Source organism: Microbulbifer flavimaris (assembly GCF_001641755.2).
Taxonomy (GTDB): Bacteria; Pseudomonadota; Gammaproteobacteria; order Pseudomonadales; family Cellvibrionaceae; genus Microbulbifer; species Microbulbifer flavimaris.
The window spans coordinates 95,925-115,136 of sequence record NZ_LRFG02000006.1 but is presented as its reverse complement, the minus strand read 5'-3'; the positions used below and the strand labels follow the sequence as shown (position 1 = coordinate 115,136).

The window sequence follows — 19,212 nt, the reverse complement described above, 5'->3', positions numbered from 1 at the left end:
AACCTGAAAGCGCCCGAAAGGGGCGGACTGAATCACGACCAAAGGTCACGCTTCTCATCAGGGGAATACTGCATATTTATACAGAAGTCGCTGGTCGCGGACAAACCGCCAGCGCGACCGTCCGGCCATCGACAGGACGAGCACCAGAGAGGAGATGTGTTCAAAACTTAACCGGGAAAGCTGGGAGCTTATCTGCGGTGAAGTTGCTTTTTTGACGGCATCGAGGCTGCGGCGCACGAGCCGCCGTGGACCCAGATGCAGCGGCGCTGCGGAGACCTTCCGTGCTCATTCACTGCGTTGATCATTGATCTTTTGCCCCCACCTACATACCCTCAAGTCCACTTGTGCGGGCTTTGCAGCCAGACGCAGTGGACTCACAAGTGCAATGATAATCAATGGAGGATTTCAATCTATGTCACTACGCATCAATGATACCGCCCCGGACTTCACGGCAGATTCCACTGCCGGCAAGCTTTCCCTCCACGACTGGATCGGGGACAGCTATGCGATCCTGTTTTCTCATCCGAAGGATTTTACGCCAGTCTGCACCACCGAGTTTGGCGCTGTGGCAAAACTCGCGGCAGAGTTCGAGAAACGCAACACGAAAGTAATGGGAGTCTCAGTAGACAGCGTCGAGGATCACAAAAAGTGGCAGAAAGACATTGAAGCCTTTGCCAGTGCGCCCGCCAACTTCCCGATCATTGATGACACATCACTGAAAGTCTCCAAGCTTTACAACATGCTGCCTGCCGATGCCTACCTTCCCGATGGCCGCACCCCGGCAGACAGTGCCACTGTCCGCACCGTTTTCATTATTGGGCCGGACAAAAAAATTCGCCTGACCATGTCTTACCCGATGTCTGTAGGCCGCAACTTTGCGGAGATTCTGCGCGCACTGGATGCGGTACAGGCCACGGATGGAGCGCCGATTGCGACACCCGCCAACTGGGCACCGGGCCAGGATGTGATTGTTGCCCTCAGCCTCAACGATGAGCAGGCGAAGGAAAAGTTTGGTGATCTGGATATCAAGCTGCCCTACCTGCGCTTTACCAAGGCACCGAACCAGTAAGACTTTCGGGCCGAATACAGTTTGAGCGAAATACACGGGCCGGGGAAAACAGTAACCGGAATCTTCCACGCTTTCCCCGCGCTCGGTTGCGCAACCTTTCGCCGCCCTGCCTAACCGGTTATCGTCACTGCTCCAACCCGACAGAATTTATTGATGGAGCAGTCTTCTCACATGCCCCACTCAACCCCCGGTCAAAACCCATCCAATCACTGGACCAGTTTCCTCGCCCATTTCCTGTTTATTCTCGCGGCCTGGTCCATTTTCATTAAATACCTCTTCCCGATCGGCTTTGCCCTGGCAACTGCGGAACCAATCGCCACACATGTCTTCTGGGATTTCTGGCCCCTGATACATATCTGGCTTGGTTGGGCATTACTGGCTCGTCCCAGCTACACCTACAGGCTGGCCATCGCTGTTTCAGTGATTGAGATCGCCATTATTGTCGGCTTTTTCATCTGGTTTCTGTCAGATCCGGACTGGACAATCTGGCGCACCAACTGGTTTGTCAATAAAGTGTTTGTGCTGGCATGCTTTGTCCTGCTGCTGGGAACTGCGCTCCGGCGCCCTGACACGCTCAAACCGGAGGTTCCATGACAGACCGCTGCAATCGCAGACAGGCGCTGAAGTTGCTTGGCGCCGGGCTTGCCTCACTCTGGCTTCCCGGCAGCCCACTGATGGCCGCCAGCAATCCCCTTTTCAAAAAGTCCATTCCCGCCAGCGGCGAACAGCTGCCGGTGATCGGCCTGGGCACCTGGCGTACCTTCAATGTCGGCGACGATCCAAAGCTGCTGGATGCACGCACCAAAGTGGTCGAGGCATTCTTTCAGCACGGTGGCGGGCTGATTGACTCCTCCCCCATGTATGGATCCGCGCCGGATGTTATCGGCTATGCCCTGAAAAAACTTGGCAAACCCGACTCCCTGTTTTCCGCCGAGAAAGTGTGGAGCCCGGCGGGAGGCACCGCCCGGGAGCAAGTCGCCCAACTGGCCGAAAGATGGGGCATACAGGAATTCGACCTGGTGCAGATACACAACCTGAATGACTGGCGCGAGCACCTGGCGGCCCTGCGGGAAATGAAGGCGGCCGGCAAGATCCGCTACATCGGCATTACCACTTCCCACGGGCGGCGCCACCGTGAGTTCGAGCAGGTCATGGCGAGCGAAGACATCGACTTTGCCCAGCTCACCTATAACATTACCCACCGGGAAGTCGAAGCGCGGCTTCTGCCCCTGGCCCGCGAGCGCGGCATCGCCGTGATCGCCAACCGCCCCTACGATGGCGGCAACCTGATCAAGGGCCTCAAGCGGCGGGAAAAAGTGCCCGAGTGGTCCACGGAAGAATGCGGTTGCCGTACCTGGGCGGACTTCCTGTTGAAATTCATTGTCAGTCACCCGGCAGTGCACTGCGCGATTCCCGCCACGACAAAAGTCGAGCACCTCAACGAGAACATGCGCGCGGGCCATACCCCGATGCCATCCGCGGACTGCCGGCAGCGAATGGCACGCTATATCGAGTCCCTATGAACGACTGGTCCAGCTATCGCCTGCAGGACTTCATTCCCTTCACAGCAGATATCTATCTGCGCCTGCTGGAGCGCACCAGCGAGACCCTCTGGCCCCTGCATCTTCTGGCACTGGCTGCTGGAGTTGCTGCCCTCGTCCTGGCGCTACTGCATCGGAAACGGCTCGCTCTGTTACTGGTTACTCCAGTCTGGATTTTTGTAGGCAGTGCATTCCTGCTACAGCGCTATGCCGAACTCAACTGGGCAGGGCATTATCTCGGCTGGGCCTTCTGGATTGAGGCGGGCATTCTGGCGCTTATCGGTGTTACCGGCCCTGGTTTGGATGGGGAAGCTGCCGGCGAACGGCAGTGGTGGCTTTTCGGGTTATTGATTGCTGCGCTCGGCCTGATCGCCTACCCGCTCATCGCACCGCTGGCAGGCTATTCCCGGTGGCAGGGGGAAGTATTCGGCATTCACCCGGACCCTACCGCATTGTTCACACTGGGCCTGCTCCTTCACTCACTGAGAGGTATCGCCCTGTGGCTCGCTGCCATGATTCCACTGTTATGGCTCGTTGTGTCCGGCCTCACTCTTCTCGCCCTGCAGCTGCCCTGGGCAATACCATTACTATTCCTGACCGCAATGATACTCATTGCACTGGGTTGCAAATCCGCCACCGGTAGTGGCGAGGTGCAGCTCTCCTCTGACAGAAACGGACACGCAATAGACTGATCAATGGCTCAGCAAGCGCTCTATCTACTGGCGGCCGACCTCATTCTCGTTACCCACTTCCTGTTCGTTGTATTCGTGGTATGCGGGCTTGTGTTGATTCTTGTGGGAAACACACGCAATTGGCGCTGGGTACGCAATCCCTGGTTCAGGCTGGCGCACCTGGCCGCGATTGGCGTGGTGGTGCTGCAGGCATGGCTTGGTGCCATCTGTCCACTGACCATCTGGGAAATGGCGCTGCGGGAGCGCGCGGGCGATACCGTTTACGCGGGCAGTTTCATCGCCCACTGGCTAGGTACCCTGCTCTACTACCGCTTCCCCGACTGGGTATTTGTACTCTGCTACACCGCGTTTGGAGCGCTTGTACTGGTCAGTTGGTACTGGGTACGCCCTCGACCGTTTATTCGAGGTAAAAACCAGGGACAATGAGCCGGATCATCCTTGCCGCGCCCTGGCAATTAGGCCAGCAGGAGTGATGATTTCCTGTGCCAGAACAGAAAAGGGCGACCAATGGTCGCCCTTCGAGTCGTCGCATACTGCGAGCGGAAGCTACCTGCTTGCCGTCTGCCTGCCCTGCTTCTCCGGTGTATCAAACCGGTCCAGATTCATCACCTTGACCCAGGCATCGACAAAGTCATTGACGAACCGGCCCTCGCTGCCCTTGCTGGCGTAGGCCTCAGAGACGGCGCGCAGCTCGGAATTGGAGCCGAAGATCAGGTCAACCGGTGTGGCCGTCCACCTCTGCTTGCCGGACTTGCGATCAACCCCTTCGTAGATACCCCCATCTTTTGATGACTTCTTCCACTCGGTCGACATATCGAGCAGATTGACGAAGAAGTCGTTGGTCAGGGTGCCGGGTTTATCGGTAAACACGCCGTGCCGGGACCCCCCCGTGTTCGCACCCAGGGCACGCATACCGCCGACCAGTACGGTCATTTCCGGAACAGTCAGCGTGAGCAGATCTGCCCGGTCTACCAGTGCCTCTGCCGGGGACGCCATGCTGTCCTTGCCATAGTAATTGCGGAAACCGTCAGCGTTCACTTTCAGCCAGTTAAATGACTCAACATCGGTCATTTCCAGTGTTGCGTCGGTGCGGCCCGGGTTGAACGGCACCTTCACATTGTGCCCCGCTTTCCTCGCGGCCTCCTCGATGGCCGCGGAGCCACCCAGAACGATCACATCGGCCAGGGATACCTTCTTGCCGCCTGAGAGAGACTTGTTGAAGTCCTGCTGGATGGCTTCCAGTTTTGTCAGTACCTTGCTCAACTCCTGCGGATTATTCACTGCCCAGTTCTTTTGCGGCTCAAAACGGATACGGGCACCGTTGGCACCACCGCGCAGGTCGCTTCCGCGGAAAGTCGACGCGGAGGCCCAGGCGGTGCGTACCAGCTCCGGCACTGTCAGCCCGGAGCGGAGAATCCTGGTCTTCAGCTGCTGCACGTCGCCGTCTCCAAGCAGCTTGTGATCCACCGCCGGAACGGGGTCCTGCCAGATCAAATCCTCTTTGGGCACCTCCGGGCCGAGATAGCGCGACTTCGGTCCCATATCCCGGTGGGTCAGCTTGAACCAGGCCTTGGCGAATGCCTCTTCCAGTTCCTTCGGGTTGTTCTTGAAGCGCTCGGAAATCTTGCGGTAGGCGGGATCCTCCTTGAGAGACAGATCCGTGGTCAGCATTACTGGCGCATGGCGCTTGTTGGGATCGTGGGCGTCGGGAACCAGGTTAGCCGCGCTGGCATCCTTGGGAATCCACTGTATCGCGCCGGCCGGGCTCTTGACCTGCTTCCACTCAAAATTGAAGAGGTTCTGCAGGTAGTTGTTGCTCCACTGGATCGGGGTTACGGTCCAGGCGCCTTCAAGGCCGCTGGTAAACGCGTCCGCGCCCTTGCCCTCGCCACATTTGTTTTTCCAGCCGAAGCCCTGCTCTTCGATAGGTGCCGCCGCAGGCTCGGGGCCGATACAGTCCGCCTTGACCGCGCCGTGGTTCTTACCGAAGGCGTGACCACCGGCAATCAGGGCCACCGTTTCTTCATCGTTCATAGCCATGCGGCCAAAAGACAGGCGGATACGCTCAGCCGCGGCTTTTGGGTCACCACTGGCGTTGGGCCCCTCTGGGTTCACATAAATCAACCCCATCACAGTGGCGGCCAGGGGGTTTTGCAGCTTGTTTTTGCCTTTGAAGCGGCCCTTGTCTCCCAGCATTTCGGTCTCCGGGCCCCAGTAGACCAGGTCCGGTTCCCAGTCATCCTCGCGACCACCACCAAACCCGAAGGTTTTGAAGCCCATGGACTCCAGCGCCACGTTACCGGTCAGTACCATCAGGTCCGCCCAGGAAAGCGCATCGCCGTACTTCTGTTTGATTGGCCAGAGCAGCCGACGGGCCTTGTCGAGATTGGCGTTGTCGGGCCAGCTGTTGAGGGGATCAAAACGCTGCTGGCCGCCGCCAGCACCCCCACGGCCATCACCGATACGATAGGTACCCGCGCTGTGCCAGGCCATACGGATCATCAACGGTCCGTAGTGACCGTAATCTGCCGGCCACCAGTCCTGGGACGTCTTCAGAGTGGTCTCGATATCCTTCTTGACCGCCTTGAGGTCGAGGCTGTTGAAGGCCTTGGCATAGTTGAAGTCTTCACCCAGGGGGTTTGACTCAGGACCGTGATCGCGCAGCGGGGAGAGATCCAGCTGGTCCGGCCACCAGAACTGGTTGGATTTGGGTTGTCCCTCCATGCGGCCCTTGTCAGGCCCTTCCGGGTTGCCGGTGGCTTCAAGTGGAGGCTGTTCCTGAGCCTGGGCCAGGCCCACCGTGAGCGGTATCGATGCGGACAGCGCCAGTGCGGCACAGAGGAGAATAGTTTTTATCCTCATGGGGTCGTCTCCCGAACGGAATGAAAGCAGGGTAAGCACTAAGATATACGAGATATTTTGCGCTGGCGGTTGCAGGGGTAGAGACAGGCGCCGCGCGGGAGGGCTCAGCCGCCAATCTGCGTTTGCCGGCAAAAAATGAATAACAATTGAGCGAATCGCTATATCTGTCCGTCGGCCAACTCGGGAGCGCGGCGCTTTTCACTTCTGCGGCCCTGGTGGCAATGGGGTTCACGCTCGGGGGTAGTTCATTGCTGGCAGCGCTTACAACGCGATCCTGCTACCATTGGACTCTGATCGACCACCCTTACAGCGGGAAAGTCTGGACAGATGCGTTCTCTCCTAAAAAAAGCGGCCCTCGCCCTGTTCCTGCTGGGATTACTCACCGCCCTGGTCTTTTTCCTCTTTCCGGGTCTCAAGTACGAAATCTATCGTCGTCTCTCCCCCAGCGTCCGCTGGGATATCTCTTATACCGTGGCCGACAAGTTCGTGGTGGGCATGATCTATTTCGTCGAACGGGATAATCAGTTGCTGCTGGTGAAACATTCCTACCAGGACAAGTGGTCGCTTCCCGGGGGCTGGATGGATCGGCACGAGTCTTTTGAGGAATCAGCGCAGCGGGAGCTGCGCGAGGAGATGGGCATTGAACTCGAGGATTTCGAGGTGCTCGAGGTCACCAAGGTACCCAGGTCTGAGATTATCAATATCGCGATTCGCGGCCGCCTGCAGGGCGGCGAGATCAGCATCCGCGACGCAGAAATTGCAGATTTCCGCTTCTTTGACCGGGACGCCCTGCCGGAGGATATCCTCTACCCCCACAAACCATATATTCGACGCTATCTTAACCAGACCACCAAAGAAGACCGGTCTGTCGAGCCGTAATGGTCTCGTCCCTGATGCCCCGAATCCTCGGCACCTGCGGTCGCCGCAAGGTCTTCTCTCTCTTCCCTGTCGATGCAATACGGGAGCTGTTCAGTGAAGTCACTGGTCTTTACCACCCTATGCTTATTGCTGGCCCAGGCGGGCAACGCTGAAGACGAAGGAATGGAAAACCTCTCCCCCCTGCAATGGCAGAATCGCATTCTGCTTGTACGCAGCCCGAAGGCCGCACCTGATGCCGAGCATCAACTGCGCGCAGCCGAAACCGCAATCTCCGAACGTCACCTGCTCTGGTTTCTGATCACCGCAGAGGGGATCAGAACGAATCATGCGGGGACAGTCTCGAAGCAGTTCACCCCCAACATACTCGAGCGCTATTTTGCGGATCAGGGGACCAATGTCGTCCTGATCGGCAAGGATGGTGGCGTCAAGGCCCGCGCAAGGTCACTGGATCTGGAGGCCATCTTCTCCCTCATTGACAGCATGCCAATGCGCAGGGAGGAAATGCGCAGGCAAGCTGAGTAACAATGACTCGACCAAGGCTATTCCTGCCCGCCGGGGTTTGAGAAAATCATCAACCGATTAAAAAGATAGACACCGGGGGCATTGACTTGCTTGTTCCAAGTCCACCCGGCATAGACAGGAAGTATCCACTCGATCATGGCAAGCGAAGCACTCATCATCGGGGCCACTGGACTCATTGGCACCCACCTGACCAACCAGCTCGCCGGGTCGGCCCATTTCAGCAAAGTGGTGACGCTGACACGGCGACCAATGCCCCACCCCTCCCCCAAGGTCGAAAACACAGTGGTGGATTTCGAGCGACTGCAGGACCATGCCGCGCTTTTCCATGCGGACATGCTGTTCTCCTGCCTGGGCACTACGCGGCGACAGGCCGGCTCACTGGCGGCGCAACGCAGAGTGGATGTGGACTACCAGCTTGAGGCCGCGCGACTGGCTGCACGGGCAGGGGTAGAACACTACCTGCTGGTCTCATCCAGTGGTGCCAATGCAAGTAGCCGCAACGCCTACCTGAAAATGAAAGGAGAGCTGGAAGACGCGGTTTCCCGGCTGCCCTTCCCGCGTATCAGCGTCTTTCGCCCGTCCCTGCTGCTCGGCGACCGTGACCATGTGCGGGTGGGCGAGAAGCTCGGCAGCTGGATCCTGCCGGCGATCTGCGCCCTGCCCGGCCTGCGCCGTTACCGCCCCATTCGGGGTGCCCAGGTGGCGGAAAAAATGTTGCAGGTAAGCACTGAGAAGGGGCCGGCAAAGCAGGTGTTCATCCTCGATGAGGTGTTCCCTGACTGAGGGAAAGCGCGCCGCCCGATGATCCGGTCCTGCAGCAATCCGGTACAGTGATTCACGAGAGCTAGACTTACGCTGGCCGCGCTGCCGCCCAGTGGCAGCCATACCGTGATAACGAATCATAACGGGAACCGATGCTGCGCCTCTGCATCCTGTTGCTTGCACAACCGCTGTGCGCGATCACCGTGATACTGGTGGCTGCGGGCCTTGCGCTGCCCCAGGCCCGCGCGCAGGAAGATCAGCGCGCCGTGACGGTACAGGCAGTCGCGGCAACACAACGCCCCGTCATCGAAACCATCCCCGTGAACGGCACGCTCACACCACCCCGCCAGGCCATGCTCTCCGTGGAGGTACCCGGGCTGGTCAACAAGCTGCATGTGGATGTCGGAGACCGTGTCGAGACGGGCGCGCCGCTGCTGGAGCTGGATCCGGAGCTCAACGGTATCGCACGGGAAGCCGCGCTCGCCGAAGTGGAGCAGGCCCGGGAGGCCCTGGCGGACAGTCGCCGCCGTCTGGGTGAGGCCCAGGCCCTGGTTGGCGACAATTACATTTCCGAAACCGAGGTTCTGGCGCTCACCTCGGAAGTGCGTATCCGCGAAGCCGAGTTGCGGGCAGCGCGGATCGAGGCCGAGCGCCAGTCCGCCCTGTTGCGCCGCCACCAGGTCAGCGCGCCCTTTGACGGTGCCATTGCGCAACGCATGGCCGAACTGGGGGAATGGGTTGAGCCCGGGGTCGCTCTGTTCGAGCTGGTGGACGCCCGCCGCCTGCGCGCCGACTTCGAGGTACCGCAGCGTTTCTATGGCCGCATTGGCACAGAGACGCCCCTGGAGTTGCAATTCGACGCCAGCGGTGAGCAGCGTTTTCCCGCCCGCGTCCTGCACAAGGTTCCCCTGAGCCGCAGTGGTGCACGCACATTCCTGTTGCGCACCGAAATCACCGGCGAGCGCACGCCGGAGCTGATTGCCGGCATGTCGGTATCCGCCACCCTGCGCCTGGGTACCGAGCGCAGTGCGGTTGTGGTGCCTCGGGACGCCGTGATGCGCTACCCGGATGGCCGGGTCACCGTCTGGGTGGCCCAATCCGCCGCCTGGGGTAAGACCACCACCGTGCGCGAGCAAAGCGTCACTACCGGACTCGGCTTCGATGGCCTGGTGGAAATCAAGCAGGGCCTTGAAGCCGACACAATTGTGGTCACCCGTGGTAACGAAAGCCTGCGCGATGGCCAGCAGGTGACCCTCGAGCAGGCGTCCCCCCAACCGGGCGCAGAACCAAAGGGCTGACCTTCCGGGAGAGAACCGCTAACCCCATGTTCGAACAGATTATCCGCAATGGCATCCTGGTAACGGTCACCGCGCTGATCATCGTGATCCTGGGTGTGGTGGCGGCCCTGCGGATTCCCGTGCAGATGATTCCCGATCTGGAGGTGCGCACCGTTACCATCCAGACCAACTGGGCCGGCACCACGCCCCAGGATATCGAGAAGGAAATCCTGATCGAGCAGGAAGAGTACCTGCGCAATATTCCCTACCTGCAGGAGATGCAGTCCACCGCGGACCTGGGCAGGGCAGAGATCGAGCTGGAATTTCCCTTCGGCGTGGACATTACCGAGACCCTGATCCGCGTCAACAACGCTCTCACCCAGGTGCCCCGCTACCCGCTCAATGTGGATGAGCCGCGGGTTTACGCCACCTCGTTCTCGGCCAATGCCTTCATGTACTTCCGCATCTCGCCGCTGCCGGGCAACCCCCGCAACCTGGACATGGACATGATGCGGGACTTTGTCGAGGACAATGTGCGCCCGCGCATGTCCGGTGTACCCGGCGTTTCGCAAATCGGTGTCTGGGGTGGCGCCGAGCGGCAGATCCAGATCCGCCTGATTCCGGAGCGGTTGGCGGAGCGAAACCTGACCCTCAACGACGTGCGCCTGGCCATCGCCCTGCGCAACCGCGACGTCTCCGGCGGTGAAGTGGAGAGCGGCAAACGACGCTACCTGTTGCGGACCCTGGGCCGCTTCCAGGACCTGGACGACTTGCGGCAGATGGTGTTGGAGCGCACCGGCGACGGTATCGTGCGGCTGGGTGACGTGGCGGAAGTGAGCCTGGATCACTTCAAGATCCGCAGTAACTCCTATGTGGACGGCCTGCCGGTGATCGGCCTTTCCGTCAGGCGGGAGAGCGGTTCCAACGTGATCGCCATCAAGCGCGCCATGATGAAGGAAGTGGAGCGGATCAACACCGAGCTGCTGCACCCGGAGGGGATGGACCTGGACCTGACTGCCGATGACGTGGGCTATGTGCAGGATTCGGTATTCAATGTGTGGAAGAACCTGCTGATCGGTGCCCTGCTGGCCACCGCCATCATGTATCTGTTCCTGCGCTCCCCGCGGGCCACGGCGCTGGGTGTGGTGGGCATCCCCATCTGTACCATTGCGGCGTTTATCGGCTTGCTGATCACCGGCCGCACCATCAATGTCATTTCCCTCGCCGGTGTCGCCTTCGCTATCGGCATGACGCTGGATAACAGCATCGTGGTGCTGGAGAGCATCGAGCTGGAGCGGCGCCGGGGGCTCGACCGGGTCAGGGCGGCCATCGCCGGCGTACAGAAAGTGTGGCCGGCGGTACTGGCCTCGACGCTCACCACCGTCATGGTGTTTCTGCCGGTGGTTTTCATCGCCGAGGAAGCGGGACAGCTTTACTCGGATATCGCCATCGCCATTTCTGCTGCCATTCTCACCTCCATGCTGGTGGCCATTACCGTGATCCCCACCGCGGCGGCACGACTGGGTTTTGGTGGCGAGGACGTACTCAAGCATCCCGACAGTGTTTTGCGGAACTCGGTGCTGGACAAAATCGACTGGCTCATTGCCACCCCCGCCCGCCGGCTCTACTGCATCGGTATTACGGTTGTGGCCAGCCTCGCCATTGTGTTTTTACTGACACCACCGGCGGAATACCTCCCGGAGGGCGAGGAAGCCAAAACCTTTGCCACCATGAATGCGCCCCCGGGATACAACCTGGACACCATGGAAGCCATTGCCGCAGAGCTGCAGGAATACTTTCTGCCGTTTGTGGAAGACGAGCCCCGGGCCTTTGACCGAGGCGAGGCCACGGTGCCGGCGATGAAGTACATCAATATGCGGGTCTCGCCCCAGAGTATCCGCATCATTTCCGAGAGCAAAGACCCACGCCATATCGACGAATTGATGCAAGCCATCGTCGACAAATACGAGAGCTACCCCGGCATGCGCGCCTTTGCCGCCCGGGGCTCGATCATCAGCAGCAACGATGGCGGCACCCGCAGTGTCAACCTGGACATTTCCGGACCTAACCTCGCCGATCTGTACAAGGTCGCCAGGGCGGCCTATGGGCGCGCCGAGGAAATCTTCGACAATCCCAGCATCCAGACCCGGCCCTCCAGCTTGGCCCTGGCCCAGCCCCTGCTGCAGGTACGACCGCGCTGGGACCGGGCCGCCGAGGTGGGAATGACCGCAGAGGATATCGGTTTTACCGTCGCCGCCCTGACCGACGGAGCTTTCGTCAACGAGTTTTTCCTCGACGACGACAAGATCGATATGTATCTGTACAACCGCGAGGGACCCGCGGCTACGGTCGATACGCTACAGAATATTTTTATCTACACACCGGTGGGCACGGTATTACCACTGTCCGAACTGGCACAGACCATCGAGACGGTAGACACCAGCACGGTTCGCCGGGTGGACGGCCGCCGCACTGTCACGCTCAATATCATCCCACCCCGCTCGGTGGCCCTGGAAACCGGTGTCGAGCGGGTGCGCAGCCAACTGGTGCAACACCTGAAAGACACCGGCCAGGTGCCGGCAGGCGTGAGCCTGACCATTTCCGGCGCGGCCGACCAGCTTGACGCCACCCGCGAGTCCCTGAGCAGCAACTACGTGGTGGCGTTGCTGATTGTCTACCTGTTGATGGTGGCCATCTTTTCCCACTGGGGCTACCCGCTGCTCATCATGACCACGATTCCGCTGGGCATCGCCGGCGGCATTGCCGGACTGGCCTTGATGAACCTGATCGGTGCGGTGCTGCGCGGCATGGGTTTCGAAGGCTTCCATCAGCCGTTCGACATGATCTCCATGCTGGGCTTCCTGATCCTGATGGGCACAGTGGTAAACAACCCGATCCTGATCGTGCACCGGGCCATCGGCAACGTTAAGGAGGAGGGGCAATCTCCCGTCGAGGCGGTGCGGGAAGCGGTCAGTTCACGACTGCGGCCCATCGCTATCTCCAGTATCACCACCATCTGCGGACTGGCTCCGCTGGTCTTCCTGCCCGGCGCTGGTACCGAGCTCTATCGCGGCGTCGGCGTCATTGTGATGAGTGGCATTATCGGTGCCACTCTGGTCACGCTCACCATGCTGCCTGCACTCACTGTGATCGCCCTCAACTGGCATCAGCGGTTGCAGGGTGAGGAAGCGGTATCGGCCAGCGACGAGTAAAGCGGTGCAGTCGCCACCACTGACGCGGCAATTCCCCCGGCAGGATCGACCCCGCCAAGGGGGTTGAATTCCCTGTTGGCGCCATCAAGGACTAAGGTAAGAGGATTGAGAGGATGAAAGCGCCCTCTCCCCGATCACCCTGTCCCACAAGAAGGAGATGCGATGTTTGTCGAATCCATCAAGTCCCCCGGTCTCGCTCAACTCTCTTATCTGATCGGCGATGGCGGCGAAGCGGCTGTCATCGACCCGCGCCGTGATTGTGAGATCTATGCCGAGAAGGCACGGGAGAAAGGCTGCCGTATCACCCATATCTTCGAAACCCACCGCAACGAGGACCTGATCTCCGGCGCCCCCATCCTCGCCCAGCTGACAGGCGCCGCAGTCCATCACGGCCCCAACCCCGCTGGCGACGTCACTTATGCGGACACAGTGCGTGAGGGAGATGATTTCACCTTCGGGTCGATGCGCCTGAAGGTGCTGGAGACCCCCGGCCACACTGACGACAGTCTTTCCTTTGCCATTTACGACCAGGATTTTGGCGATCAGGCCATCGGCGTCTTTACCGGCGATGCACTTTTTGTCGGTGATGTAGGGCGCACAGACTTTTATCCGGATCGCAAGGAAGAAGTGGCGGGCCTCCTGTACGACAGTCTGCAAAAGATCCTGTCTCTGGGAAACCAGGCCATTCTCTACCCTGCCCACGGCGCCGGGTCCGTCTGTGGCGACAACATGGCCGATCGGGATTTTTCCACCCTCGGTTACGAGCGCAAATACAACCCGATGCTGCAAATCGGCGACCGCAAGAAATTCATCGAGAAAAAGGTGGCGGAACATCACGAGCAGCCGCCCTATTTCCGCAATATGGAGCAGCTCAACCTGGATGGCAGCGCGCCCGCGGCCCGGGTCGTGACACCACCGGTCCTGGATGCGGATGACTTTTATCGCCTGATCGAGAAGGCCGAGGTGATCGATGTCCGCGGTGTTACCGCCTACCTCGGCGCGCATATACCCGGCAGCCTCGCTATCCCCTGTGACATGATCCCCGCCTTCGCCGGCTGGTTTCTAGACCCGGAGGATGAGATCGTGCTGGTCGCCGACAGCAGCAGTCAGGCGCAGGCGGCTGCCCGCCACCTGGCGCGAATCGGCTTTGACCGGGTGCCCGGTTTTCTCAACACTGCCCTGCCCGGCTGGGCGGCGGCTGCACGACCGTTTAGCAGTACCGCCGTGGTCGATGCGGACACGGTAAAGGCGCGCGTGCAAGGTGAAGACCGTGATTGGCAGCTGCTGGATGTGCGCGGTAAGAAGGAGGTCGAGCAGGGTACGGTTCCGGGTGCAACAACGATTTACCTCGGCCACCTGCCAGAGCAACTGCAAAGACTCCCCAAGGGCGGCCACTATACCGTCATGTGCGCCAGCGGCGCCCGCGCAACCATCGGCGCTTCTATCCTGCAGCGTTCCGGATTTGAGAATGTGGATGTATTTCTCGGCTCCATGGGGGCCTGGAAGGCCTCGGGGAATTCCGTAATCGAGTAAACGACCTGTCGGCGGAGTGTGCTGGAGTGGCGCGCTTCGGCACTGAAAAACCGTGCGTCACCCCGTTAAAGACAGCCCACAGCACGCCTCGCCGTGACTCACCTTGTGGGCCTGAGCCCCGCTGGAATACTCGCGCCCGGGGTGCGCGCCGGGCAGCGTTTTCTTTCGACGTGACGCTGGTATTCTTACTGCATTCGCCCCCCACCGGGTTGTAAAGGAGACTCCCCCATGAAATTTCCTCTAACGATTACTGTTTTGTTACTGGGCGTCATTGGAAACGCGTGGGCCGACGAGTCAGGGATCGCGATTGGCCAGGCCCGCCAGGCCTCACTGGCACTGGGGAAAACCCTGAAACAGGAGCTGGTCTCTGCGATGAAGCGCGGCGGGCCGGTTGAGGCAATCTCGGTCTGTAACCTGAAGGCCATGCCCCTGACAGAGCAGATTTCCACTGAGACCGGTTGGCAGGTAGCCAGAACCAGCCTGAAAGTGCGGAACCCGGCCAATAGCCCGGACGATTGGGAACGCCATCAACTGCAACAATTCCAGGCTCGCCTGGACGCCGGCGAATCCATGGCATCCCTCGAAGCCGCCACCACTGAACAGCGCGACGGCAAGAGCGTACAGCGTTTTATGAAGGCGATCCCGGTACAGGGACCCTGCCTTGTCTGCCATGGCACCGAGCTGGCGCCCGCAGTGGCACAGAAACTGGATAGCCTGTACCCCAATGACCAAGCCCGGGGCTATCAGCTGGGCGAGCTGCGGGGAGCCTTCACACTGGAAAGGGTGATTTCCGGGGAATAGACCCCGGTGCACTCCCGGAAACGCCGGCGGCGCTTTCCATGAGTGCAACAAAACAGATTTGCCCCCGGTGCCCCTACGCGCAGTAGAATGGCGGCTCCATTTTGTAACCAGATGCACTCATGCCCCAGGAATTCACCAGCCTGCAACAAATGCTGGAGCACATTGGCCGGGAAGCCGCGTCACAGAAGCGGGTCACTCTCAGTTTGGTTATCCGCGCGGTGGGACGACGCTCGTTTGCCCCCCTGCTATTGCTCGTAGGGCTGATCCTCTTCTCGCCCCTGAGCGGAATCCCCGGTGTACCCACTATCATGGCCATCCTGGTTTTACTGGTGGCCGTGCAGCTGCTGCTGGGGCGCCACTATTTCTGGTTACCCCAATGGCTGTTGAGACGTTCCATCTCGGAGAAAAGCCTGCAGCGGGCTCTGCATTTCCTGCAGCGCCCTGCTGAAGTGAGCGACCGCTGGCTGCGGCCCCGATTTCGCTTCCTGGTGCACCGTACCGGGACCTACGTGATCGCCACCATCTGTGTCGTGATTGCCCTGGCGCTGCCGGTGATGGAGGTGGTGCCCTTCTCTGCGTCCCTGGCGGGGGTAGCGCTCACCACCTTTGGGCTGGCGCTGGTGGCCCAGGACGGGCTGCTGGCTATCATTGCCTTCGTCCTGACCGGCCTCACTGCGGCCCTGATTCTGTTTAGCCTGCTCTCAGGGTATTTTGCGGCTTGATGCCCAACAGGTGTGGGTACCTGGCCAGCATCCCGATTGCCAGCAGGTCATACAGGCCATGCCAGACCATCACCCCCAGTGCACTGCCGGTGGACCAGTAAAACCAGCCCAGCAGTAATCCCATAACCAGTGTCACGGTGAAGTACAGTACAGAGGCGAAGTGCAACAGGGCGAAAACCACCGACGCGGCGAACAGTCCCCACCAAGGACTCACCAATCCCGCCAGCCAGTTCTGCAGGAAAACCCGGAAAAACAATTCTTCGCAGATGCCCGCTGCAGTAGCCAGCACAGCAATCTGCCCCCAGGAACAGCCGGCAAAAAGAGGATGCAGCAACGCACACAGACGCCGCAACGCCGAGCCCAGGGAACCGGGCAGCCTGGTCAGGAAAACGGCCAGGGCGTAAGTCGCCAGTGCTGCCAGCGCACCCGTCAGTATCCAGCTGACCTCGCTGCCCCGGGCAGCCGGCCGCTCCACTTCGGTCAGCCAGAGCCCGCCGAGCGCCAGCAACAACAGTGCGGCCTGGGAAAGCAGCGCAATGCGGAATACCCGCGCCGCCGATAGATGGCTGTTCTGCATGGTTAGTCCCTGATTGTTTTTATTTGCGGCTAGCAGTGCCAGTCAGTGCCAGTGCACGATGATGCCCGTTCTGAAGCGTCAATCCACACCGCCTATAACCCGCTCGAGCCGCGCCCGCCCGGAGGCAGACACCCGCAGGACGGCCACCCCACCCTCGCGAAGCTCGCTCTCCAGGGCCAGGGCTCTTTCCTTGGGCGCAAAGAAGGCTTCAATGCCGTAGCGAATACGGTAAACATTACCCTCCCGGCGCCACCACTGACCGGAGACCCGCCCGCGCAGGAAAACGCCGTCTTCGGGCTCCTGCAGGCTTGCCCCTGCGAATCGATATAGCCCCTGTTTGTCCGGCGTGAGAGAGACATAAACCACCTCGCCATTACGTAGTGGCCTGTCTTGCCCGAATACCCCGGTATCCAGCTCCGAAAAGGCATACTGGAGACGTGCGTAATTGCCACGAAACAGAGAGCGCGGGTCCACGGGTATGGTCTCGATACGGATCTCCTGCCCGGTCCACAGTGGCACCTGTGCGGTGACGACCATACCGATCAGTACCAGAAACTGGAACAGTAACGCGGCGGCCAGTGCAAGCTGTTGTCGACCATTGAGCTGCTTCACAGGCTGCCCTCCCCCTCACGCACCCGCCTCCAGAAGCGGGCGGCCAGCATCAGCAGCAGAGCGAACAGGGTAAACAGCGCAGCACCGCCCAGGTAGTCCCCGATGAGATCGACATAGCGCAGGAAGGCCGTAGCCAGTATGGCGGTTACCCCGAGAAAGAAATAATGGGAAATACCGTTAGTGATGCCACGCACGATGAGCCAGATACCGGTGCCCAGCAGGGCAAAGTTGGCCACCAACTGGAAGGCAACTGCGTGATCCGGGTTGCCATCGAAGATGAGGGCAATTTGCACGATCAGCAATGCGGCAAACAGTAATGCCACTGACAACAGGCGCCCCGCCCGATAGGCCAACCACAGCGTAGCCGCGCCGAGCAACAACTGGACAGTCCACAGCCCCAGCTGATGTTGCCAGTCGTACTCGAGCAGCGCCCGCCACGGTCGGGCAAAACTCATTACCAGCATAAACAGCAACGCAAAACGCAAACTCCAGATGGAGAGCAGCGCGGCATAATCCCGTGGCTTGGAATCCTGTCGCTGCGACAACCAGTGACTGAACGCGAACAACAGCAGGAAGAGGCCGGCAGCGACGAACAGGTTTTCCGGGTGTATATCAAACAACAGCCCGGAAGCGCCATCTCCCCACAGCCACGACAGCCCGTACTCAACCCACAAACCCGCACTCGCCACTGCCACCAGCATCAGCAGTGCACTCTGCGGCCCCCGCCAGAGCACATAGGCCGATGAGAGAAAGAACAGCGGGAAAAGGCCCGGCAGGTAGCCGTTAAAGACCTCCAGCAGAAACCAGACCAGTGCCAGGAGGTTGGCCTGTAAACACAGCCAGGGATTACGGGTGATCAGGGCGAATGGCAGGCAACCCAGCGCCCACCAGAAGAGCCCGTCCGGCATATGCTCGCCCAGGTGATAGATCTGGGCGATCAGAATGATCGAAGCCCCGTAGAAGAGGTTACCGAGGAGCATCAGCCCGATACCAGCGCGCCGGTCACCATGAACGTAGCGGAGGATGGCGGCGAGGTGCGTAGACACGGTGAGCAGCACCAGCCCACCCATGCGCAGGGCGCGGGGAATCTCCTCCCAGTTGGCGCCCAACACAGTGATCAATGCCAGCCCCAGGAACAGGTAAGCGAGCCCTACCAGAACGGCATACCCCTGCGCACGGCTGTTAATGGCGTGGTAATCAGCCCCGTAGCGGCGACAGATGCCCTCCGCCTGGGCGTCGCTGATCAGGCCCTCCTCGACCCACTCGGCGGCCTCCCGTGCCAGCTCTCCTTTCAGTAAGCGAATCAATCGCATGCTCGACATCCCTGCAGATTCACGATTCCGGCGTATCGGGACCGCTGCAGAGCAGTATCCGCACTGAGTCCCCGGTCCGCAACGCCAGAGGCCGCCGCGTGCGCTGCCGGCCCAGCAGTGGTTTGATAACCCGTATCAATCAAAGTCATTAAAATTGATTATTTTAATTAATAAAAAGCAGCCAATAGTATTTTCCCCGTACCAGACATCAACACAACGCATTCTCAACAAGGAGCCTTTTATGTCTCGTTATATCGGCAGCGAAATCAAACCCTTCCAGGCCAAAGCCTACCAGTCCGGGGACTTCTTCGACGTCAGCGATGCCGACCTCAAGGGCAAGTGGTCCGTGGTGTTCTTCTACCCGGCAGACTTCACTTTCGTCTGCCCCACCGAACTGGGTGACCTGGCCGACAATTACGACGAGTTCAAGAAGCTGGGTGTGGAGATCTACTCCGTATCCACCGATACCCACTTCACCCACAAGGCGTGGCACGACACCTCTGAAACCATCGGCAAGATTCAGTTCCCGATGATCGGCGACCCCACCGGCACCATCACCCGCAACTTCGGTGTGATGATCGAAGAAGAAGGCATCGCTGACCGCGGTACCTTCGTGATCGACCCGGAAGGCCGCATCCAGATCGTCGAGATCAATGCCGGCGGGATCGGCCGCGACGCTGAAGACCTGCTGCGCAAGATCAAGGCCGCCCAGTATGTGGCAGCGCACCCCGGCGAAGTCTGCCCGGCCAAGTGGAAAGAAGGCGAGGAAACCCTGGCGCCTTCCCTGGACCTGGTCGGCAAGATTTAAAGCCGAAACGCGTCTCCTGACAGACCATCC

The 19,212-nt window shown here is 60.0% G+C and carries 18 protein-coding genes; 14 read left to right on the top strand and 4 right to left on the bottom strand.

The features are described 5' to 3' along the window. The first annotated feature begins 412 nt into the window (after positions 1-412). From AWR36_RS14815 to AWR36_RS14795, 5 genes are all read left to right on the top strand, one after another. The gene (locus AWR36_RS14815; protein WP_067086725.1) at positions 413-1,069 is read left to right on the top strand and encodes a peroxiredoxin; all 657 of its coding nucleotides are present in this window, start codon (positions 413-415) and stop codon (positions 1,067-1,069) included. 171 nt (positions 1,070-1,240) lie between these two features. Continuing rightward, positions 1,241-1,663, top strand: coding sequence for a hypothetical protein (locus AWR36_RS14810; protein ID WP_067086788.1), 423 nt, complete (start codon positions 1,241-1,243; stop codon positions 1,661-1,663). After that, positions 1,660-2,592 (top strand): aldo/keto reductase, encoded by a 933-nt coding sequence (locus AWR36_RS14805; RefSeq protein ID WP_067086722.1) that lies wholly within the window; start codon positions 1,660-1,662, stop codon positions 2,590-2,592. Before AWR36_RS14810 ends, AWR36_RS14805 begins: the two co-directional genes overlap by 4 nt. Beyond that, entirely contained in the window at positions 2,589-3,302 is a 714-nt protein-coding gene (locus AWR36_RS14800) for a DUF6064 family protein (RefSeq protein WP_067086719.1), read from the top strand. Before AWR36_RS14805 ends, AWR36_RS14800 begins: the two co-directional genes overlap by 4 nt. 3 nt (positions 3,303-3,305) lie before the next feature. After that, the gene (locus AWR36_RS14795) at positions 3,306-3,728 is read left to right on the top strand and encodes a DUF2784 domain-containing protein (protein ID WP_067086716.1); all 423 of its coding nucleotides are present in this window, start codon (positions 3,306-3,308) and stop codon (positions 3,726-3,728) included. Between the two features lie 120 nt (positions 3,729-3,848). Here the strand turns inward: AWR36_RS14795 and katG are convergent, their stop codons facing one another. Then, entirely contained in the window at positions 3,849-6,026 is a 2,178-nt protein-coding gene (gene katG / locus AWR36_RS14790) for a catalase/peroxidase HPI (protein ID WP_231745362.1), read from the bottom strand. Between the two features lie 465 nt (positions 6,027-6,491). On the opposite strand from katG, the gene AWR36_RS14785 reads away from it, so the two are divergent. The 8 genes from AWR36_RS14785 to AWR36_RS14750 all read left to right on the top strand — a co-directional run bounded on the left by AWR36_RS14785 (position 6,492) and on the right by AWR36_RS14750 (position 15,872). After that, positions 6,492-7,043 (top strand): NUDIX hydrolase, encoded by a 552-nt coding sequence (locus AWR36_RS14785; protein WP_067086707.1) that lies wholly within the window; start codon positions 6,492-6,494, stop codon positions 7,041-7,043. Between the two features lie 93 nt (positions 7,044-7,136). Continuing rightward, on the top strand, positions 7,137-7,565 hold the full coding sequence (locus AWR36_RS14780; RefSeq protein ID WP_067086705.1) for a DUF4174 domain-containing protein: 429 nt from the start codon (positions 7,137-7,139) through the stop codon (positions 7,563-7,565). A gap of 135 nt (positions 7,566-7,700) precedes the next feature. Next, complete coding sequence (locus tag AWR36_RS14775) at positions 7,701-8,348, top strand: NAD(P)H-binding protein (RefSeq protein ID WP_067086702.1); 648 nt, start codon at positions 7,701-7,703, stop codon at positions 8,346-8,348. A 131-nt stretch (positions 8,349-8,479) separates the two neighbouring features. Next, positions 8,480-9,625 (top strand): efflux RND transporter periplasmic adaptor subunit, encoded by a 1,146-nt coding sequence (locus AWR36_RS14770; RefSeq protein WP_067086699.1) that lies wholly within the window; start codon positions 8,480-8,482, stop codon positions 9,623-9,625. Positions 9,626-9,651: 26 nt separating this feature from the next. Beyond that, on the top strand, positions 9,652-12,816 hold the full coding sequence (locus AWR36_RS14765; RefSeq protein ID WP_067086695.1) for an efflux RND transporter permease subunit: 3,165 nt from the start codon (positions 9,652-9,654) through the stop codon (positions 12,814-12,816). 162 nt (positions 12,817-12,978) lie between these two features. Next, positions 12,979-14,349 carry an MBL fold metallo-hydrolase gene (locus AWR36_RS14760; RefSeq protein WP_067086690.1) on the top strand — a complete coding sequence of 457 codons (1,371 nt, stop codon included), beginning with the start codon at positions 12,979-12,981 and terminating at the stop codon, positions 14,347-14,349. Positions 14,350-14,577: 228 nt separating this feature from the next. Then, positions 14,578-15,150: a Tll0287-like domain-containing protein gene (locus tag AWR36_RS14755; protein WP_067104730.1), complete on the top strand. Its 573-nt coding sequence runs from the start codon at positions 14,578-14,580 to the stop codon at positions 15,148-15,150. Positions 15,151-15,269: 119 nt separating this feature from the next. Further along, on the top strand, positions 15,270-15,872 hold the full coding sequence (locus tag AWR36_RS14750) for an exopolysaccharide biosynthesis protein (RefSeq protein ID WP_067086683.1): 603 nt from the start codon (positions 15,270-15,272) through the stop codon (positions 15,870-15,872). On the opposite strand, the gene AWR36_RS14745 is transcribed toward AWR36_RS14750, so the two are convergent. The 3 genes from AWR36_RS14745 to AWR36_RS14735 form a co-directional block, all read right to left on the bottom strand. After that, the gene (locus tag AWR36_RS14745; protein WP_067086680.1) at positions 15,841-16,449 is read right to left on the bottom strand and encodes a CPBP family intramembrane glutamic endopeptidase; all 609 of its coding nucleotides are present in this window, start codon (positions 16,447-16,449) and stop codon (positions 15,841-15,843) included. The genes AWR36_RS14750 and AWR36_RS14745 overlap by 32 nt on opposite strands. Before the next feature lie 78 nt (positions 16,450-16,527). Further along, positions 16,528-17,061: a GDYXXLXY domain-containing protein gene (locus AWR36_RS14740; RefSeq protein WP_067086677.1), complete on the bottom strand. Its 534-nt coding sequence runs from the start codon at positions 17,059-17,061 to the stop codon at positions 16,528-16,530. Continuing rightward, complete coding sequence (locus tag AWR36_RS14735) at positions 17,058-18,374, bottom strand: DUF2157 domain-containing protein (protein WP_067086674.1); 1,317 nt, start codon at positions 18,372-18,374, stop codon at positions 17,058-17,060. The genes AWR36_RS14740 and AWR36_RS14735 overlap by 4 nt, the downstream gene beginning before the upstream one ends. A 241-nt stretch (positions 18,375-18,615) precedes the next feature. Between AWR36_RS14735 and ahpC the strand changes: the two genes are divergently transcribed. After that, positions 18,616-19,182 carry an alkyl hydroperoxide reductase subunit C gene (ahpC, locus tag AWR36_RS14730; protein ID WP_067086670.1) on the top strand — a complete coding sequence of 189 codons (567 nt, stop codon included), beginning with the start codon at positions 18,616-18,618 and terminating at the stop codon, positions 19,180-19,182. The last annotated feature ends 30 nt before the right edge of the window (positions 19,183-19,212 follow it).